Source organism: Aquiflexum sp., from assembly GCF_041751335.1.
GTDB lineage: Bacteria > Bacteroidota > Bacteroidia > Cytophagales > Cyclobacteriaceae > Aquiflexum.
In genome coordinates this window covers 35,447-56,015 of record NZ_JBGSXS010000239.1, presented here as the reverse complement: position 1 = coordinate 56,015, position 20,569 = coordinate 35,447, and the positions used below count along the sequence as shown (strand labels likewise).

The 20,569-nt window shown below is 39.5% G+C and carries 12 protein-coding genes; 9 read left to right on the top strand and 3 right to left on the bottom strand.

Annotated features, from left to right (window positions below):
• Positions 1-532: 532 nt before the first annotated feature.
• Positions 533-3,844: a VCBS repeat-containing protein gene (locus tag ACEW8U_RS13355; RefSeq protein WP_373522552.1), complete on the bottom strand. Its 3,312-nt coding sequence runs from the start codon at positions 3,842-3,844 to the stop codon at positions 533-535.
• Positions 3,845-4,197: 353 nt separating this feature from the next.
• Here ACEW8U_RS13355 and ACEW8U_RS13350 point away from each other — a divergent pair, with 353 nt between their 5' ends.
• The gene (locus tag ACEW8U_RS13350) at positions 4,198-5,724 is read left to right on the top strand and encodes a hypothetical protein (protein ID WP_373522551.1); all 1,527 of its coding nucleotides are present in this window, start codon (positions 4,198-4,200) and stop codon (positions 5,722-5,724) included.
• Positions 5,725-5,778: 54 nt separating this feature from the next.
• On the opposite strand, the gene ACEW8U_RS13345 is transcribed toward ACEW8U_RS13350, so the two are convergent.
• Together ACEW8U_RS13345 and ACEW8U_RS13340 are read right to left on the bottom strand one after the other, a co-directional pair.
• Entirely contained in the window at positions 5,779-7,383 is a 1,605-nt protein-coding gene (locus ACEW8U_RS13345; RefSeq protein WP_373522550.1) for a SusD/RagB family nutrient-binding outer membrane lipoprotein, read from the bottom strand.
• A 20-nt stretch (positions 7,384-7,403) separates the two neighbouring features.
• On the bottom strand, positions 7,404-10,631 hold the full coding sequence (locus ACEW8U_RS13340; protein WP_373522549.1) for a SusC/RagA family TonB-linked outer membrane protein: 3,228 nt from the start codon (positions 10,629-10,631) through the stop codon (positions 7,404-7,406).
• 614 nt (positions 10,632-11,245) lie between these two features.
• On the opposite strand from ACEW8U_RS13340, the gene ACEW8U_RS13335 reads away from it, so the two are divergent.
• The 8 genes from ACEW8U_RS13335 (at position 11,246) to ACEW8U_RS13300 (ending at position 20,208) form a co-directional block, all read left to right on the top strand.
• Positions 11,246-12,055 carry a phytanoyl-CoA dioxygenase family protein gene (locus ACEW8U_RS13335; RefSeq protein ID WP_373522548.1) on the top strand — a complete coding sequence of 270 codons (810 nt, stop codon included), beginning with the start codon at positions 11,246-11,248 and terminating at the stop codon, positions 12,053-12,055.
• A 47-nt stretch (positions 12,056-12,102) separates the two neighbouring features.
• A complete protein-coding gene (locus tag ACEW8U_RS13330) occupies positions 12,103-12,975 on the top strand; it encodes a sugar phosphate isomerase/epimerase family protein (protein WP_373522547.1) in 873 nt (290 codons plus the stop codon).
• A 3-nt stretch (positions 12,976-12,978) separates the two neighbouring features.
• Entirely contained in the window at positions 12,979-14,178 is a 1,200-nt protein-coding gene (locus tag ACEW8U_RS13325) for a Gfo/Idh/MocA family protein (RefSeq protein WP_373522546.1), read from the top strand.
• Between the two features lie 331 nt (positions 14,179-14,509).
• Positions 14,510-15,898 carry a Gfo/Idh/MocA family protein gene (locus ACEW8U_RS13320; protein ID WP_373522545.1) on the top strand — a complete coding sequence of 463 codons (1,389 nt, stop codon included), beginning with the start codon at positions 14,510-14,512 and terminating at the stop codon, positions 15,896-15,898.
• Between the two features lie 327 nt (positions 15,899-16,225).
• Positions 16,226-16,507 carry a GNAT family N-acetyltransferase gene (locus tag ACEW8U_RS13315; protein WP_373522544.1) on the top strand — a complete coding sequence of 94 codons (282 nt, stop codon included), beginning with the start codon at positions 16,226-16,228 and terminating at the stop codon, positions 16,505-16,507.
• A 74-nt stretch (positions 16,508-16,581) separates the two neighbouring features.
• A complete protein-coding gene (locus ACEW8U_RS13310; protein WP_373522543.1) occupies positions 16,582-17,979 on the top strand; it encodes an ATP-binding protein in 1,398 nt (465 codons plus the stop codon).
• A 3-nt stretch (positions 17,980-17,982) separates the two neighbouring features.
• Positions 17,983-19,641 carry an FAD-dependent oxidoreductase gene (locus ACEW8U_RS13305; protein ID WP_373522542.1) on the top strand — a complete coding sequence of 553 codons (1,659 nt, stop codon included), beginning with the start codon at positions 17,983-17,985 and terminating at the stop codon, positions 19,639-19,641.
• A 186-nt stretch (positions 19,642-19,827) separates the two neighbouring features.
• Positions 19,828-20,208, top strand: a complete 381-nt coding sequence (locus tag ACEW8U_RS13300) for a hypothetical protein (RefSeq protein ID WP_373522541.1) — start codon at positions 19,828-19,830, stop codon at positions 20,206-20,208.
• Positions 20,209-20,569: the final 361 nt, after the last annotated feature.

Here is a 20,569-nt window from a genome sequence, read left to right as displayed (position 1 = left end):
TCCGAAAAGTCGGAGGTTATTTCTTGGGAAAAAACGATGAAGGGTGTTAATAAGAAAAAACAGAGAGGAATTAAGCTTTTCAATGAGATGAACATTTGGTTGATATTTTTAAGCTTCAATAACTGCTAAGTATGAGTAATTCGATTTTACTACTATTGAATAAGGGGGGGGGGTATATTTTAACCTACACTACTTAGGCTTATGGTAACCCCAAGTGCCATCGGCACGAAAGATATAATAGCCCCCGGTTTCAACCGGGGGTCTTAGGTGCAATTCAAGCCCGTAAGCCCTGTAGGGACGGACGATTTCAAAGGGTTCGGATAATATCGTTCGTCCCTACGGGACTTTGGCTTAGTTCCGAATTTCATAGTCCACGGGTTGAAACCCGTGGCTAAGAAATCGTTCATCCCTATGGGATTATTTCTGAATTCAATAATTTCCTTCGAACCTAATCTTGATAAAATCCCCTGTATATCATCCCTATATATTGGGCATTATCATGGCTTGCATTTTCGCAGATAATCGAATCCTATCATTTTTTATTCCACAAATAGGCATCCAATCCATGATTATTCACCCCGACGAACAACAGATCCAATCTTCCTGCTTTGATGATTTCCATGGATTTGATATCCCCCATAAAATTGAGTCCGGATTCTTTTTGAGGAATAAACTGGAAATTACCCTTTCCATCTCCTTTGAACAAATGACCAAAGTTAGAATCCATCACCCCTATCCTTAAGCGGCTGGAATTCTGATTCCCACCCAAGATAAAATCAAGATGCCCATCCTGATCGATATCCAATACCGAGATGGCATAAACGGGCGTAAACTGTGCCTGCATGGGCAATGCCTTCGGAATCAATTTTCCATTTTTGTTTTCCAAATACAATGTTCTCAGTTCCGTAACCTGAAGTGTTGAAGCTTTGGACAATTGATCTTTGTTGAATATGTTACTAAGTTTGGCATCCGAATAGGATTCATAATTTGTGAATTTACTTCTCAAGTTGTACATCTGATCCAATAACTCATCCCTGCTCGCAAATGGATATTCAATTCCCTGAGTATACTGGGTAAGGATGGGATCAATGGAACTGTTTCCATCAAAATCAGAAAAGACCAATTTCATTGGCTCGGATTTGCTAGCCCGAAGCTGTGAGTTTAATCCGAAATTGCCCACAATAAAATCCATATCCCCATCTCCATCAAAATCGTCCATCGCTATAGCTGACCAAAGGCCCTCAAGAGGAGATTCAAAATATTGTGAAGTGGCCTCCTCAAATCTTTTCCCGCCTTTATTCAGAAAAATCCGAATGGGCATATATTCTCCAACAACAATCAAATCCTGTTTACCATCACCATCCAAATCTGTCCAAGTAGCATCAGTCACCATGCCGCCAAATTCCAATTCAGGAATGATATCTGAAATCACGTCCACAAATTTGCCATTTCCGTCATTTTTCAACAACAAGCTTTTAGGGCTTTTGGGAAACTGTCCTGGGATAACCCTTCCTCCTACAAACAAATCCATGTGACCATCTCCATCAAAATCCACTACTTTGACACAGGAAGCACTGGACCTTATTTTTGGGAGTGCATCTTCTGATTTGACAAAATTCCCGCCCCCCTGATTGATATAAAGTCTGTCCTGAAGGCTTTCATCATTGGACAGGTAATCATGGTATCCCCCACTGGCGATGTAAAGATCCATATGACCATTACCGGTAGCATCGAAAAAGACTGCATCTGCATCTGTGAATTCGTTCTCTTTTGAAAGATCAAGTCCTTGGGATTCTATGAAATGTCCCGTTGATACTTGTGAAAACAATTTACCGGGCGAACCTTTGGTACCCCCTATAAATAAGTCTGTGAATCCATTATTGTTGATATCTCCTAACGACATCACAGGTCCACAAGTAGTCATCATATTCAATAGAAGTGGTTGTCTTTTAAAATCATTGAAGCCGTATTCTTCATGGGTAAATTCTAAAGGTGGCTGTATCTTGGTAAAATAAGGGTTTGAAGCTAATTGGGTTTCAACATGGTGATGGCCAGCATTTTTTTCTTGGGCGACAAAAATCTGATTTGATTCCACTTCATTTAATTTTTGCCTCTTCCCACTTGGCCACTGAATCAGAACTGAATCTGCTTTTGTATTTTCCCCCAATCCAACATGGATCCGATGACTCATAGAAGATTGGAATCCTCTGGTGGGCTGTTGTTCAAAAAACTGAACTTCCCCATTGGTATATACAGAAATCTTAGTCCCATATCCAAAGGTATTTTTACCCTCCCCTTTTAAGTCAAACTGTAGAAAGTTATTTGGCTTACTGTTTCCTGAAAGTGCATTTTTAAAGATTCCTGCAGGAGCATTCAGATTATTGACTACCAAGTCTATGTTCCCATCATTGTCCAAATCCGCAAATGCTGCCCCATTGGAGAAGTTAGGTTGGGAAAATCCCCAATCCTTACTTTTGTTATTAAAGGTCAGGTCTCTGTTATTTTGAAAAATGTAATTGTGAACCGGAGTAGAACTCATGCTCGTCACCAAAAACAGTGTATCAGCTGGTTCATTTTCCCTTGCCTTGTTGAAATAATAATCTCCTTTAAATTTCAGGAAATCCCTATTGGTATAATCCCTGTAATAGCCATTGGTGACAAAAAGATCCTTCCAGCCATCATTATCTACATCTACAAAAAATGTGGTCCAACTCCAATCTGTATTCGAGATTCCCGCCAACTGACCGATTTCACTAAAGGTACCATTGCCGTTATTGAGTTGGAGCATGTTTCTCATGTTCTGATGGTAAAAACCCTTCATGACCATCAAGGCATATTGTTCGTAATTTTCCGGACCATAAAGCAATTTTTGTCTCTTGTTATCCTCTGGCAGCATGTCCAAAGTGAAAATATCAGGAAGACCGTCATTGTTAATATCACTGATATCAGAACCCATAGAAAAATAGGAAATGTGTTGCAGGTAATCCGTCAGGCTTTCAGTAAAGGTACCGTCACCGTTGTTGATATACAGATAATCGGGCTCGATGTAATCATTGGATATATAGATGTCTGGAAAACCGTTTCCTGTCAGGTCGGAGACTGCCACTCCAAGTCCAAAACCCATAGAATTTCCCAATATTCCCGCTTCCTGACTTACATCTACAAACTTTCCGCCATCATTTCTGTAGAGTTTGTCCCCTGCATCGGGATTTCTATCCTGCCTGGCATTATCAAACTCAATTTCATTGATCACTTTGGTATTGTGATTCAACAAATACATATCAAGGTCACCGTCAAGATCATAATCAAAAAACAAAGCCTGAATACTATTGGATGAATCCGCTAATCCATAAGAAGCTGCTTCATCAACAAAAGTCCCGTCTTTATGATTTATAAATAACTGGTTCCTTCTGGTGTTTGGACTTCCTTTACCTGAATAGCAAACATAAATATCCAACCAACCATCCGCGTTGATATCCACCATGGTCACACCTGTGGTCCAGGCATTTTTACCTTCAACTCCAGCCTGTTTGGTGATGTCATTAAATTTAAAATCCCCCTCATTCAAATAAAGCTTATTCGGGACCATGTTTCCTGTAAAATAAATATCCTCAAGGCCATCATTGTTGATGTCCCCGATGGCAACACCCCCGCCATTATAAAAGTATTCATATGTAAGGATATTGGTACCCTTTCCTTCTGTCAATGTATTTTGGAATCTTATTCCGGACTTTCTAGGAGCAATGTTTTCAAAAATTCCCGGGATTTCAGGGTTATATTCAGGAATTAATTTAATTATATTTAAAGGTAATAGAAGAAACAGGATACAATAAATGAATTTCATGGCTAATTGGGTTAACTAACAGCCCTTTACGGATAGAGTGTCAATCTTCATGGCGTGGTGCCATAAATCTAAAGTATTACAACAATATTTGCAAAGTCTTTCAAGCGTCAGTTGCTTTTCTAAATTTTAGTAAACAATTCATGTATGAACGCAATGATGCAAGTAAAATGGTTATTTAATATAATTCTCGCCAGGAAAATGAAATGTCCGTCAACTTCGGACTTCCAACCTGTTTGAGGTAGAATATTGGGTTACTGGCAAAGAAGCAGATAACCATTAAACACTTTATTTTTAATTATAATTTATCAAAATCTGATACATTTATTGTGACCAAGTTCAAACCTTCAACTGTGATGAGTGATTTTAAAACCATTCCCTTTCTCAAAAGAAATATCCAATTATTCTTATTCATTGAATTGTTGGCATTTTCAGGATGCCAACCCAAAAAAACCACTGAACTGAAATGGAGCACAGATCTTCCGGTAATTGGTTCCCAATCATCACCAAGAGCAGTTGATTTAAACGGTGATGGTATTTTGGACATTGTGATGGGTGCAGGTAAAAATGAGTTTCAATACAGTAATCAGGGTATTCTTGCCATTGATGGGTTGACCGGGGAAATTATTTGGCAACATGAGGCCGAGGATCAGGTTTATGGTTCTGCTACATTTTTGGATGTCAATGATGATGGCGTTCCTGATGTTTTTATAGGGGGCCGATCTCCACATTTTAGGGCAATTGATGGAAAAAATGGACATTTGATTTGGGAATATAAATACCAATATGAAGACCATCCAATCCTTCAATATGCCAGGTTCAACTTCAATAACAGTGTCTTGGTTCCTGACCAAAACGGAGATGGGTTGCCTGATTTATTGACCGTTAACGGAGGCAATGCCGAGGCAGAACCATATCAGATGGAAAACCGGTTTCCTGGTGTTTTGATGCTGATGGATTCCAGATCAGGTGAAATTTTGGCTGCTGATTCCATGCCGGATGGCATGGAATCATATATGTCTCCTTTGACGTTTTCCCAACCCGGAAGTGATGAGCACTATATTTTATTCGGATCAGGTGGTGAAACTTTCAGTGGAAATCTATTCTTGGGAAAACTTTCCGATTTAACCAGTCAAAAACTATCAGATTCCAAAATCATAGCTTCGGAAATTGGACAGGGATTTATTGCTCCGCCTGTCCTTGCAGATATCAATAAAGATGGTTTTTTGGATATCATAGCCATTTCCCATGCAAGTTCTGTTTTTGCTATTGACGGTAAAAACTTGGATCTTATATGGCAAAACAAAATTGATGGTACAGAATGCAGTAACAGTTTTGCTGTCGGTTACTTCAACAAAGATGACATTCCGGATTTTTTCACATTTGTCAGCAAAGGACAATGGCCACAAAACACCGGTTCACTTCAGGTCATGTTGGATGGAAAAAGTGGTGAAATTACCTATTTGGATTCCTTGGGATGTACAGGATTTTCTTCACCTGTAGTCTATGATTTAAACAGAGATGGCATTGATGAAGTAATCATCAGCATCAATGAATATGATTGCAATAGGGATATCGGAGATCAATCTTCTTTTCAAATTGAAAATAAATTATTGGCCATTGATTTTAATGATCAGAAGAAATGGATAATCGATCAAACCCAATATTATAAAAATGTGTTCTCTACCCCTTGGATCGGTGATATGGATCAGGATGGATATTTAGATATTGTTTATTGCCAATATTACAACCATTCTGATATCCTATCATTTTTAGGAATGCGGGTCAGAAGGATTGACACACATATCAAAATTAAAAAACCTCCTCTTTGGGGAGCTTATATGGGAACTGATGGAAATGGGATATTTCAGGGCAAAAAATAAAACCAGGAAAATTCCCGGTTTTATTTTTAATCTATAGTTCTGATTTGTTTTAACTTAATTTCCGCCATCCCACCATACCCTGGTCATAAAGAAATCAGGAAGTGTAGCCCCAGTCTGGAAGTTGGCATTGGATGCTACTTCAGCAGCCGGATATCTTAACTTTCTCATGATCTGACCTTGGGTAACATTTGCAGGATGGTTGGTTGGAGTTAAAATCGGATAACCTGTTCTTCTCCAATCAGACCAAGCTTCCCACCAATTCAAGAACTTGCTTGCCCACATTTGATCTCCGATCATTTCCAAAGCCGGTTTTTCCACACCATAAGGGTGTCTCGCTAAATAAGCATCAACCTGAGCATCTGAAACTACAAATGATTCATCAAACGGGGTGTACATCTGCATAGCAGCCCGAACACCTGCATTGTAATGGGCAGCAGGTGTACCTGTGATTCCAGATCCAATACCTCTTACCAAGGCTTCCGCCATTAGAAAATGAGATTCTGCAGCATTCATCATGATGTAAGGAGAACCTCTTTCCAACATAAGATAATTTATTCTTGAGAAAGTTGTCTGCTGATCAACTGGCCCTCCTGCCATTAATTCTAAACCCGCTTCATCAAAGCCATTAGGCATACCTCTTTGTTCCAAAGGATTGATATTAATGGGATTCCAAGCTACTGCTGACCAAGTAGCTATTCCACCACTGATAATCATCAGTCTTGGATCCACCTCATTAGGTGCAGTAGCTCCAGCTTTCAACCAGTCTATGAAAGTTTTGCTAAGGTAACCAGGCTGTCCTCCATCACCTGGAAAGAAAGCTCTGGAAATTCCGTTTTGATTTATCCAAAGACTTGGTCCTTCTGACATAGGTACCCAGAAATTGTCTGCATTGGTTTGCATAACACCCCCAGCAATTGCCTTCGTAACATACTCCCCAGCCAATTGCGGGGCCACATTGGAAACCCGCATGGCAAGACGCAACATCAGTGAATATCCGAATTTTTTCCATTTGGCGATATCTCCTCTAAAAACCAAATCCGCTCTGGCAAATCCATCATCTGGATTGGAGGTACTCAGTGCTGCGGTAGCCTCTTCCAGTTCCTTTAACATTGCCGGATAAATCTCAGCCTGCTTATCATATTCAGGAAAAAACACACCATTCATTCCCTGCAAAGCATTGAAATAAGGAATATTGCCGTAGAAATCTGTTAGCCTGTGGAAATTCAAGACAGTCATTATTCTTGCTGCATGTCTGGTATTGAGTTTTTTTCCTTCATCATATCCACCTGGACCTGTTTGCTTGATCACTTCTGAGAAATTTTTCAGTGCATCTCCATAGAAGAATTCAAATGGAGCTGAGTTGGATTCGAAGTTTTCTGTGTACTTATCACCTGGAGCTATCCCTCCGCCCGCATTGGCAAGCTGCTGTATCAAGTAGGCAGTCATACCGATATTGGTCCGCCAATCTATAAATCTGTTATCACCTGCAGATCCACCGGAGGCAGTGCCAATTTGGCCTGCTGTAAACATGAAATTCAAGTCTATTTGGTTGACAGCCTGAGGATTGATATTCAGGTCATGTAACTCTTGTGTATCGCATCCCATCATCGCTATACTCATAGCCATGATCGTTATCATTATTTTATTTATAAGTTTCATAGTATGATATCGGTTTTTGGTTAAAATCCTGCCCTTAGGTTAAATCCGAAAGTTCTAGTCTGTGGCATACCAAAGTAATCAAGACCTTGTCCGTTTCCGGAAGAATATGCGGATTCAGGATCAATGTTGTCCACATTTTTCCACAGAATCGAAAGATTTCTACCTACAAATGAAAGGTTCAGCGTTGTCAGAGGCGTTTTGTCCAGGATTCTTCTTGGAAAATTGTATCCCAAAGTAATCTGTCTCAGCTTGGCGAATGAACCGTCATAGATAAAGTGATCCTGCACCCTGTTTCCCATTTGGTTCCAATAATTATTGGCCTCTCCTGCAGAAAGTGTTTTGTTAAAGGCCTCATAAATAGGAGCTCCATTTGAATCAGTACCAGCCTGCGTCACACCTGAAACTGTCAAAGGTGCTTCCCCTGCCCTTCCCTGAAGTGATTGTTTATGAAGTCCCCATTGTGTCAATCTTACATTGGTACCTGAATAAATATCTCCGCCTAACCTGAAATCCACCAAGGCAGAGATGTTAAATCCTTTCCAGGTTATGCTGTTGTTGATACCTCCGGTCCAGTCAGGAATACCGTTACCGATAACTTCCATCCTATCGGATTGTACCGGAGCACCATTTGGTTCAAAGACTAGCTGTCCATTAGGTGAACGTTTTTGCACCCATCCTGCCAATACACCGAAAGGATAACCAGTCCTGTGCTGTACAAATACGGTCCTTGTCCTAGGCTCGTCCACATTAAGGATATCATTCCCCGGAATAAGCGCCTTTACTTCATTCCTGTTTCTTGCCAAGTTGAGTGAAACATCCCACCTAAAATCACCTCTTTGAACAGGAGTTCCTGTTAAAAGGATTTCAACACCCCTGTTTTCCATTTCACCTAGGTTAACCAAAGTAGATCCAAATCCGGATGATCTTGAAACCTGTGCATTCAATTGGTCATCCGTACTTCTCTGACGGTACATGGTAAAATCAAGTCCCAATCTGTTTTGGAAAAACCTCACATCAAAACCAGCTTCAATTTCTGTTGAAAGGAGCGGCCTTAGGAATTTGTTCGGAATGGTACCTCCATTTCCCTGTGCTGTGGCAAAAGAAGCCATGGCTACCTGATTGCCATCGAATCCAATTGCCGGAGCACCAAGTAAAGAGTAAACATTGGCTATCTGATAAGGCCCCACAGTTACGTTACCTACTTGTGCCCAAGAAGCCCTTACCTTTCCAAAACTAAACCAGCGAGGCAATTCACTCATGGCATCCGAGAAAACAAAACTTCCCCCTACGGAAGGATATGTAATATTATTGAATTCTGGATCCAAAACTGAGAACCAGTCTTTCCTTCCTGTAGCAGTTAAGAACAGGATGTTTTTATAACTGAATTCTGCTGATGCAAATAATGAATTGATACCCCATCCAGAATAACCATAGCCGAAATTTCTGGTAACAGTGTTATTGATGGCATGGAAAAAGGGAACATTGAATCCCTGCCCATTTGCGGAAATCGTTTCATCCTCTCTACGCATCCTGTTGGCTCCAATAAATGCATTGACACCAAAGTCACCAAATGTTCTGTTATATCCCAGCATTGTTTCCAAATTGATTTCACTTACATTTCTGGTATTCTCATTCATAGCTCCACCCCTTTGGTAACCAGTACCTTGAGGAGTTAAATTGGATCCCCTTCTGGTAAACCAATCCATACCGGCCCTTCCGGATATATACAAATGGTCGGTGATATCATATCTAAGACTACCTGTGGTCAGAATCCTGTCCCTCACGTCATTAATAGATAATTGATATGCTGAGAAATAAGGATTCTGTCCCCATGGATTGTTCACCATCAGGTATTCTTCTCTTTCAGCAAAACCCCATGTATTCAATAATGCAGGATCAGTTCCAACAGGAATTGTTCCCAATCGGTTTGGATCACCTTTACCCCATTCCACATTCACATTTGGTGGCAATGCAAAAATAGATTGGAATGCATTTCCAGGTGAATCAGATAACCTAGGCCTGTTTTTGGTCCTTTCATTGGAATACAAAATCTTGGCATCAAATGTCAATCTTTTTCCAAATTTACCGTTGGTGGACATGGATAAGTTCAACCTATCGAAACCTGCATTTGGTACCACTGAGGTACTTCTAAGGTCAGTCATATTAAACCTAAAGGTTTGGTTTTCTCCACCACCGGCCAAGGAAAGGCTATTTGTTATAGCGGTACCTGTCTGGTAAAATCTATCCCAGTTATCACCTGCATGGACATAGGGTCTTTGCACCCCGTCAAAATGCATGGATGTACCACTTCCCAATCTTTCACCCCAGGCTTGAGTTCCCCAATTATAACCCTGTTGCACTGTCGTTGGTCTAACAGCCGCACCGGTGATTTGATCTCCTTGAAAACGACCGGAGCCAAAAGTAGTCTGTAGGTCAGTTTGGTTATTGATCCTTTCAAATACGGTATTCGTATTGAATTCAACCCCAATACCTTTTCTTTTTGTACCTCTTTTAGTAGTGATCAAAATCACACCATTAGCAGCCCTTGCACCATACAATGCAGCCGCACTTGCACCTTTCAAAACTGTCATGGATTCGATATCATCAGGGTTGACAGATGTCATACCATCTCCACCATCGGAACCGCCCCAAACACCTGCCTGTCCAAAGTTGGTGTTATCCATTGGAATACCATCTACCACATATAATGGCTGGTTATTTCCCTGAAGGGAAGTGTTTCCTCGGATGATTACCCTAGAAGAACCTGCTGGGCCTGATGCTACATTGGTTACGTTTACACCAGCGACTCTTCCTGCAAGTTGATTGGCGATGTTGTTTTCCCTTGCATCTGTAAACTCTTCACCGCTAACTGTAGTGATTGAATACTGCAGCGCCCTGACATTTCTTTCGATACCAAGAGCTGTTACAACTACTTCCCCGAGTTCAGAAGCATCCTCGGTAAGTGTAACGTTAATTACAGACTGATTTCCGACTCTGATTTCCCGTGCTGCAAACCCAATATAGGAATACACCAAGGTCGTCTCAGGACCAGATACATTTAAAGAATAGTTTCCATCTAGATCCGTTGCAACGCCTGTTGACGTACCCTTGATGATGACAGAAACTCCCGGGAGTGAACTTCCATCAGCTGCGCTGGTGACAGTACCCCTCACTGTCTGTGCAATAGCCGGACTTATCGTCCAACTCATCAGCACAAGACCACAAATTATTAGTAATAGGTTTCTCATAAATAATTTGGTTTTGGTTTATTGATCAATTAATTATATGCAATCAATCCCTTTTGAGGATGTAATTTTAAAGCTGTTTTTAATTCCCACACCATCAAAAAATAAAGTAAATTAATTTGTAAAAAATACTGATAAACCTAAGATTCTCTTTAGATAAAACGATTTACCAACCACTTAAATTTTTTATTTGTTTGAAATTTAGAATTTAATTTGATATAAAAAAAGTATGATTCAAAAAATATGTATTGAAAAATTTACTCATCAAAAAAAAATATTATAAAATTCGGTTAAGGTAATTTTTTTTAAATTTTAAGTTACATTCTTGTAATTGGTATTGCCCCAAACTATTCCAATTTTTTTTGGGATATACATTGAAATTAATCACCTTGCTCTTTAAAAAAGATAACCCGTCAATAAATGAAGAGGTTATGTAGAGATTAATTTTTTGAATTAAACTCATTTTTTTCTGAATTGAGACTACTCATATTTTTACCACGAAATAAAAACACTTTACTATTTCCAAAATTGTAGATAAATTAAGAATTATTACTTAATATCAATCAGGTAGTTACCAAGGTAGGCTATATTGAACTTAACGATCAACCCAAACCAACATGACCGAAGATGAAATTGATTCCTATAAAAAAGATGGATATATCATAATAAGACAACTTTTTACCAAAGAAGAAATTAAACTGCTTTATGAGGCAGCATCAGACGATACTGTCACCAAAAATTCTTTTGATCTCACTGATCAGGATGGAAAAAACACCAAACTAACCTTATGGTTTACTGCAGGTGATGATTCCTTTGGATTGATGTCAAGGTGTAAGAGAATGGTTAAATCAGTCCAGGTTTTATTAGGCCCAGGTAAAGTTTGTCATTTCCATTCCAAAGTCATGCAAAAACAGCCTAAGGTCGGAGGTGCCTGGGAATGGCATCAGGATTATGGCTATTGGTACAAAAACGGCTTTTTATATCCCGAAGCCATGATTTCAGTGATGTTGGCTTTAACAGAAGCAAACAAAGAAAACGGCTGTATTCAGGTACTTAAAGGTTCCCATAAAATGCAACGTTTTGAGCACCGTTTCATAGGAGAACAACAAGGGGCTGATCCGGATTTTGTAAGAGAGGTTGAGAAATATTCAGAATTGGTCTATTGTGAATTGAAACCTGGAGATGTTTTGTTCTTTCACCCCAACCTTTTGCATAGGTCTGAGGCCAATTTATCTGAAAATGCCCGATGGTCTGTAATCTCTGCCTATAACCTATCTTATAATATCCCATTTAGAGAAAAAAATCTTTCATGCATAACACCTGTTCAAGTAGTCTCTGATGAAGCTATTTTGGAAAGTGGGAAAAAAGAAGTGACGAAAGCTGACTTCCTTAAAAAAGAGGAAGAGATTACCCTGAAAGTTAAGTAATGGCCATGAAAAGAAGGAATTTCATAGGGCTTTTACCCTTAACCATAATGTTAACTTCAAGCAATAAATTGAAGTGTAGCCAAAACAATTCGTTACCGATTTCTGCCAATGAATACAATTGGATCACTTTTTATAATCGATCTGGCAAAGGTTGGGGCGAGAATTGGGATACATGTTTGGGGGAATTTGCAAAGACCGGGATTCAGGGTTTTGAACCTTCTCTCAAGAATGCGGCCCAATTGAAGGAGTTGCTCCCCTATCTCGAAAAATACAAAATCCAGTTGCCTTCCTTCTATGTTGGAAGCTTGATGCATGAAGAAGATGATGCAAATAAATCCATCGAAAACATCTTGGAAATTGCAGAAAACGCAAAAAGAATAGGGACAAAAATCATTGTAACCAATCCCAACCCTATTCAATGGGGTGGTGGCCCTTTGAAAAACGATGAACAGCTATTTTGCCAAAGCTCGCATTTGGATCAATTGGGGAAAGAAATCAGCAGTATGGGAATGAAACTGGCTTACCATACCCATGATGTCGAGCTTAGAGCAGGTGCTAGGGAATTTCATCATGTACTCCAAAACACTGATCCAAAACACCTGTATTTCTGCATGGATGTCCATTGGATTTATCGTGGTTCTGAAAATTCCCAATTAGCCGTTTTTGACACCCTCAAAATGTATGGTGATAGAATTGTATCTTTTCATTTAAGACAATCCGAAAATGGAATTTGGACGGATACATTTAATCCAAAAGGAGACATTGATTATGTCCGATTTGCTGAGGAAGTGAAAAAAATGGGGATCAAAGCCCATTTGGTCATTGAACAGTGTTTGGAAGAAAAGACAATCCAAAAATATGATGTGGTCAAAGCGCATCAGATTAATTTGAAAGAAGTCGAAAATTTATTTAACAGCTAAAATATGGTGAATATATGTATCCTCGGCGGAGGTTTTATTGGAAGGTTTTATGCTGAATCCCTTATTGGGAGACGTGGCAAAGATCAGGTAAAAGTGGTATATGCCCGAAAAGAAGAGACTGCCAAAAGGTTTGCTAAAGATTATCATGTAGACCACTACACCACTGATATGGAAGCCGCCGTAAGCAATCCTGATACTGATATGGTAGTCATAGCACTTCCCAATTATGTTCATGAGGCAGCAGTGATGCTTTGTGTTAAACATAAGAAACCTGTATTGTGTACCAAACCTCTTGGGAGAACTGCTGAAGAGGCATTGCGGATGACTTTGGCCTGTGAGGAAGCCGGGATTTTTGCGGGATATCTGGAAGATTTATGCTATACTCCAAAATTCCTGAAATCGATAAAAAGTGTGGAATCAGGCGCTATAGGCCGGATATTATGGGCGAAATCAAGGGAAACCCATCCCGGTCCACACTCAGATTGGTTTTGGGATATGGAGAAAGCAGGAGGTGGGGCCATTGTAGATTTAGGTTGCCATTGTATAGAAATTGCCCGAAACTTCATAGGAAAAGATGTCTTGCCTATGGAAGTCATGTGCTGGGCGGATACACAGGTCAAGCCGATTGATGCTGAAGACCATGCTATTGGCTTGGTCAAATATGAAAATGGTGCCATAGGCCAATTTGAAGTTTCTTGGACATTCCGTGGTGGCATGGATCTTCGAGACGAGGTCATGGGCACCGAAGGAACTATTTGGATCAATTCCTTTTTGCGTACCGGTTTTGAAATGTTTACTAGTGGTGCCGGAACCGATTATGTAGCAGAAAAAGCGGAGTCCTCTTCCGGGTGGCAATTTCCTGTGGGAGATGAGGCCCATGAACTGGGCTATCCCAATATGTTCATTGATATGTTCGAGTCCTTTGAAAATGGAACCCAGCCGCGGGAAACATTCTATGATGGTTATGTGGTGAATTCAATCATCGATGCCGCATACAAATCAGCAAAAACAAAATTATGGGAACCTGTTCAGCTTCCCATTTGGCGGGGAAAAAGAGGACTGACAAAACCATCTGTTTATCAGGAATATGATGCTGACCATTGGTTAATCAAAGAAGAGATATTACCCAATCAGGATAAGAAAATGATCATTAAACACAAAGTATCCAAAGAGATAATTGAAAAGATAACAATGAACAATTAGTAATTATGGATAACCACTTCTTTGCCAGAAACTCAATATTCTATTGCAAAAAGACGGAAGACAGAAGTCGGATGACCGATGTAACGGACCTCTCAGTCTCATGACAAGAATTATTGAATTGCCATTTTACTGGTATTATTGCATACAAAATAAATAATATGAAAATTTGGAAAAATACCAGTAGCTTATATGCTCATTACCACTTTGATGATGAACCAATCATCCTTTTGCTGATCAGATATCCATGAATATCTAGTATCAACAAATATCAGATAACCAGCATATATCTATCTACTATTAAAAAAGGTGAACCAAAAAATAGACAAATATTATGGGTAACAATAGAAGAAAATTTCTAAAAAAAGTTGGTGGAAGCTTGGCTTTGGCTGGATTGGGAACAAGTTTGGAAAGCAAGGCTTATGGAAATACCGTTCCATTAATATCAAACACAAAAGTAAGTGCTAACGACCGGATCAGAATCGGTCTGATCGGTGCCGGGATAATTGGACATTACGATACCGATACCGCTTTGAAGGTAGATGGGGTTGAATTGGTCGGAGCTTGTGATCTCTACACAGGTCGATTAGAATATGCCAAAGAAAAATGGGGAAAAGATTTCTATACCACACGCGATTATCGAGAACTGCTGGCAAGACAAGATATTGACGCAGTATTGATTTGCACTCCGGACCATTGGCATGAGAAAATGGCCATCGATGCCATGAAGGCAGGAAAACATGTTTATTGCGAAAAACCCATGATCCAGAACATCAATCAGGGACATGCCATCATCCAGACCCAAAAAGAAACCGGAAAGGTGTTTCAGGTTGGAAGCCAAAGGGCGAGTTCTGTTGGTATTTTGGAAGCTAAAAAGGTTCTTGAATCCGGTATCATAGGTGATCTGACTTATATGCAGGCATTTTGTGACAGGACTGATACCATGGGTGCCTGGAACTATTCAATACCAACAAATGCTTCACCATCTACGGTAGACTTTGATACTTTTCTGGGAAATGCCCCAAAGGTGCCATTTGATGCCACACGATTTTTTAGGTGGAGAAACTTCACAGATTATGGTACCGGGGCAGCGGGGGATTTGATCGTTCATTTGTTGACCAGTATCCATACCATCACGGATTCTTATGGCCCAAATAAGATTTACAGTATTGGGGAATTGAAGTATTGGAAAGATGGCAGGGATGCCTATGATTTGATCAATGCCATGATGAGCTATCCCAAATCAGATCAACATGATTCTTTCCAGGTTTATACAAGAGTGAATTTGTGTGATGGAAGTGGCAAAGGAGGATTTGGTCTGAAAATTTATGGAACGGATGGATTGATAGATATTGGTTGGAATGATTTCAAAGTAACAACTTTAAAACGAAGTGTCGCCCCAGGATTCGGTGGATATGATTCCTATACCAGCTTTTCAAAAGACCAAAAAGAAGAATTCAAAAAATGGTACCAATCAACTTATGGTGACACCAAGGCAGGATATGAAATGGGCAAAGAAACCCAATTCAATGCTCCAAAAGGATATGATGACCGCTTGGATCATATGATTGTCTTTTTCAATGGAATCCGGTCGGGAAGTCCAATTCCTGAAGATGCATCATTTGGATTAAGATCTGCCGCGCCATCCTTGGCCTGTAACCTCAGTATTGACCTGAACAAACCAATAATGTGGGACCCTGTTCAAATGAAGGTTTTGGGATAAAAGACGGGAGACAGAAGACGGGAGATAGAAGATGGGTTACGATTAATCTTTGGGGTTTTCAAAACCATGAAGGTTACCAATGACATGAATCGGAGCAGCCGTCACCCTGACGCAGGAAGGGTCTCATGAGGATCAGTAAATGATAGATATTAAAAGAAATAGAACCTCTGGAGATCCCTCGTGCCTCGGGATGACGCCTATCTGCGGTAGGTAGGGATAACCTGATGTCATTACCTATTTTGAACATTAACATAATGTTGAAAACTCGGGGTGACAAGGTTGATTCTTGGAATTGATTACAATCACTTAACTAAATACTCAGAATCCATGAAAATTCAACACGAAGAAGATGATAAAAAGGGTTACTTTTATATTGAAATAGAAGGTAAAAGAAAAGCTGAAATGGTATACTCCAAAGCAGGTGCAAATTTGTTAATCATCGAACATACGGAAGTATCGGATGAACTCCGTGGAACTGGTTCGGGCAATAAACTTGTATTGGCAGCTGTAGAACTTGCCAGATCTCAAAACAAAAAAATACTTCCCTTGTGTCCTTTTGCAAAATCAGTTTTTAAGAAACAACCTGAGATCCAGGATGTCTTGAAGTAAGGTTTAAAACAAAATGATAGTTAAGAGAAAATCATCATTACCACTTTCCTGAATTTTCATTAACTTACTGTATCATGAAAATTACAGAGATTTTTAATTCACTCAAATCCTTCGAGATTTTTAAAGACATTCCTGACCATCAACTTCTTTGGCTTATCGACAAAGGAGAAGTTAAAACATTGGAAGTTGGTCATTCTATCTTCCTTCCCGGTGACCCCATTGACAATACCCTGATCATTCTCAAAGGACAATTTCGGTTATTTGCCATTTCTGGAGAGCTTGAGAGAGAGATTGGAACAAAAGTTTTTGGTGAGGTATCGGGGTTTCTGCCATTTTCTAGAGGAAAGATTGCTTCCGGTAAAGGAAAAGTCATTGAGGAAGCCACCATTCTTTTTTTGCACAGATCATATGAAAAAGAAATGCTCAGGGAGCATTACGAACTCAGTCAGGCATTGGTCCATGAAATGACTTCTCGTGTCAGGGAGTTTACCAACTTTCAGAAGCAGACTGAGAAAATGGCTGCTCTGGGAAAACTATCCGCCGGACTGGCCCACGAGCTAAACAATCCCGCTTCCGCAATTTTAAGGAGTTCTCTTGAACTAAAAAAGCATTTAAGGCATCAGCCCGAAAAGTTTAAAAAAGTGATTAAAATAAAATTGACAGATGAAATTATAGACCAGATCAATGATTTGCTTTTTGAAAAAATAAACAATCATTCCGGTCACAAAACCCTTCTCCAGAGAAAAGAACTTGAGGATAATCTCAGCCATTTATTGGAAGACTTTGAAGTAGAAAGTGCATTTGAACTTGCTGAAGATCTTGCCGATTTTGGATTTGAGGAAAAAGACCTTCATCAGCTGGCAAGTATGGTCGCCAAAGAAGATTTTGGTCCTGTATTACATTGGATGGGCGATAATTTGATGATAGAAAAGATGGTTAATGACATTCAGGAATCTTCGGAGAGGATTTCCAAACTTGTAAAATCTGTCAAAGTATATACCCACATGGACCAATCTCCTGAGAAAAAAAGGAATGATATTCATGAAGGTATTATCAACACACTCAATATCCTAAACCACAAAATTAAAAGCAACAATACTAAAGTAATACAGGATTTTGATCATTCAATCCCTCCCCTCCTATTGTATGTTTCCGAAATAAACCAAGTCTGGACCAATTTGATTGACAATGCATTAGACGCTGTATCAGAGGTAGAAAACCCCAAAATCACCATCAAAACTTGGCAACAAAACCATGAGGTGAAAATATGCATCATTGATAATGGCAAAGGCATATCACCGGAAATTGCATCAAGGATCTGGGAGCCTTTTTTCACCACCAAATCAATGGGCAATGGAACCGGATTGGGGCTTGAGCTGGTTTTGAATATCGTCGAAAGACATCAGGGAAACATCAAAATGAAATCACAACCGGGAAGCACAACCTTTGAAATATGCTTTCCAATTCAATAAGATATGTCACAGCCTATAATTTTTTCCATTGATGATGATCCTCAGGTCCTCAGAGCAATCACCAGAGATCTTAGAAACCGATTTAGAGGTGATTACAGGATTCTAAATACCATTTCCGCCAAGGAAGCATTGGAAAGCTTGATTGCACTTAAAAACCAAGGCGACACCGTGGCGCTGTTTCTCTCCGACAACCGTATGCCTGAAATGCAGGGTGTGGAGTTTTTAGAAAAAGCAAAGGAAGTTTTTCCTGAAGCTAAGCGGGTCTTACTGACAGCATATTCTGATACTGAAGCCGCCATTAAGGCCATCAATGATGTGCAGTTGGATTATTACCTGCTCAAACCTTGGGATCCGCCCGAGGAAAGACTTTATCCGGTTCTCAATGACCTATTGGAGGAATGGGAACAATCTTATGTGCCCGAATTCAAAGGACTAAAGTTAGTTGGATATCAATTTTCCCCCAAATCACATCAGCTCAAAGATTTCCTTTCAGGAAACCTGTTCCACTTCAAATGGTATGATTTCAAAAACAACCAAGAAGCCAAATCTCTTTTGGAACTCAATCAACTCAGTGAAAAAGATCTTCCCATAATCTTTTTGGAAGACGGTTCTAACCTTACCAATCCAAGTGTGGTAGACTTGGCCAAAGCCTTGGGTTTGAAAGTAGAAGCATCGGCAGATTTATATGATACGGTCATTATTGGAGCCGGCCCCTCAGGACTTGCTGCTGCAGTATATGCTGCATCTGAAGGACTGAAAACCCTATTGATTGACAAACGAGCTCCGGGAGGGCAGGCGGGCACAAGTTCCAGAATTGAAAATTATCTGGGATTTCCCAAAGGACTCAGTGGCTCTGACCTTACCAGAAGAGCCATCACCCAAGCCACTAGATTTGGTACTGAATTTTTGTCCCCACAGGAAGTCGACGGATTGGAATTCAATGATCCATATAAAACCATATTGCTAAAATCTGGCGTAAAAATCAATGCAAAAAGTGTGGTCATCACCACAGGGGTCAATTACCGGACCCTAAATGCCCCGGGAATGGGAAAATTGTTGGGGGCGGGAATATATTACGGTGCGGCAAATACGGAGGCATCCTTTTGCCAAAACAAAACAGTCATGGTAGTTGGAGGAGGAAATTCCGCGGGACAGGCCGCCATGTATTTGAGCAAGTTTGCAGAAAAAGTAATTATCCTTATAAGGGGCATCGGACTGGAAGCAAGCATGTCCTCATACCTTATCGATCAGATAGCCTCTGTCGAAAACATCGACCTTTGGACGGAAGGGGAAATCTCAGAAGTCAAGGGTGAAAATCAATTGGAAAGTATTTCAGTCAAATTCAAAAACCATGAGGATAAAGAACAAGAAGCCGCAGCCTTGTTTATTTTTATCGGTGCACAGGCGGTTACGCAATGGCTGCCCAAATTGATCGTGCAAGACAACAAGAACTTTGTGGTCACAGGCAACGATCTGAAACTGAATCATGAATTCAAAAAAATCTGGAAGCTTAAAAGAGATCCTTATTTATTGGAGACCAGTGTTCCCGGTGTTTTTGCCGCAGGGGATGTCAGGTCAGGGGCTATGAACAGGGTGGCGTCGGCCGTTGGCGAAGGTTCCATGAGTATCAGTATGGTGCATAGATATTTGGCTGAAATTTAATTTTAGATTTTTTTTAAAAGTACGGAGTATGAAACTCTCATTTTCAGGTATTTTTATTTTTTATTTCTATCAAGGCTTCAAACTTGTTAACTATAATTGAGTTAAATATTCGATAATTATAATTTTCCTTAAAATCATCAGACTTTATATAAAGCATTTTGGGTTTCCGGACTACGCGAAATTTCCATGAAGCCCTCGTCTGATTTTGGTTCGCTTTTTTCAAACAAAGCTTGGGCTTGCAGTCCTCCTGATTCATTTTCTATTGAAACTTTAAAGGCTATCCGAATTATCAATAAAAAAAGAGTTCAAGTCAATCAAAATGAGATCTTGGAAATCGGACAAGAAATTAATGACCAATACAGGATGACATTAACTTTTCAAATGGAATACAGCATTGAAGAATTTTTAAAAAGAGATCATAAATTTTTGAAGGATGAAAGACTTTACCTAAAATTCACCGGCGTTCCAGAAGATAATTTGGAAATCATGATCGACATTGAAATCGAACTTGACAATGGTAATATGTTTGTATTCAACAATGAGACAATGAAGATTAACGGTGGATAGCATTTCCTTCAAAAAAGAAAATGATTTTTTTCAAAAAGGAATAGATTTATCAAGGATTTGCGATGTTGTGTTTTTTTTCTTTTCATGACCGAAGTCATAAAAATTTGGAAGCAATCCGAAAATATAAATTAAATTAAAACATGAGGAAATTAGACAAATAAGTGTAGTATGAAGTTTCTATACAAGTACATGTATTTAAAACTATATAATCTGAAACTTGAAGATATTCTGTAGTTCATTTATTTTTGTTTTTTTGCTGTTAAAAAAAATACTGTTGGATTTATACTACTTAGGTGAAAAAAAAGCCCTTAAAATGTATTACTTTTCAGCGTGAATTATTATTCCTAAAAGTCGTGTCATT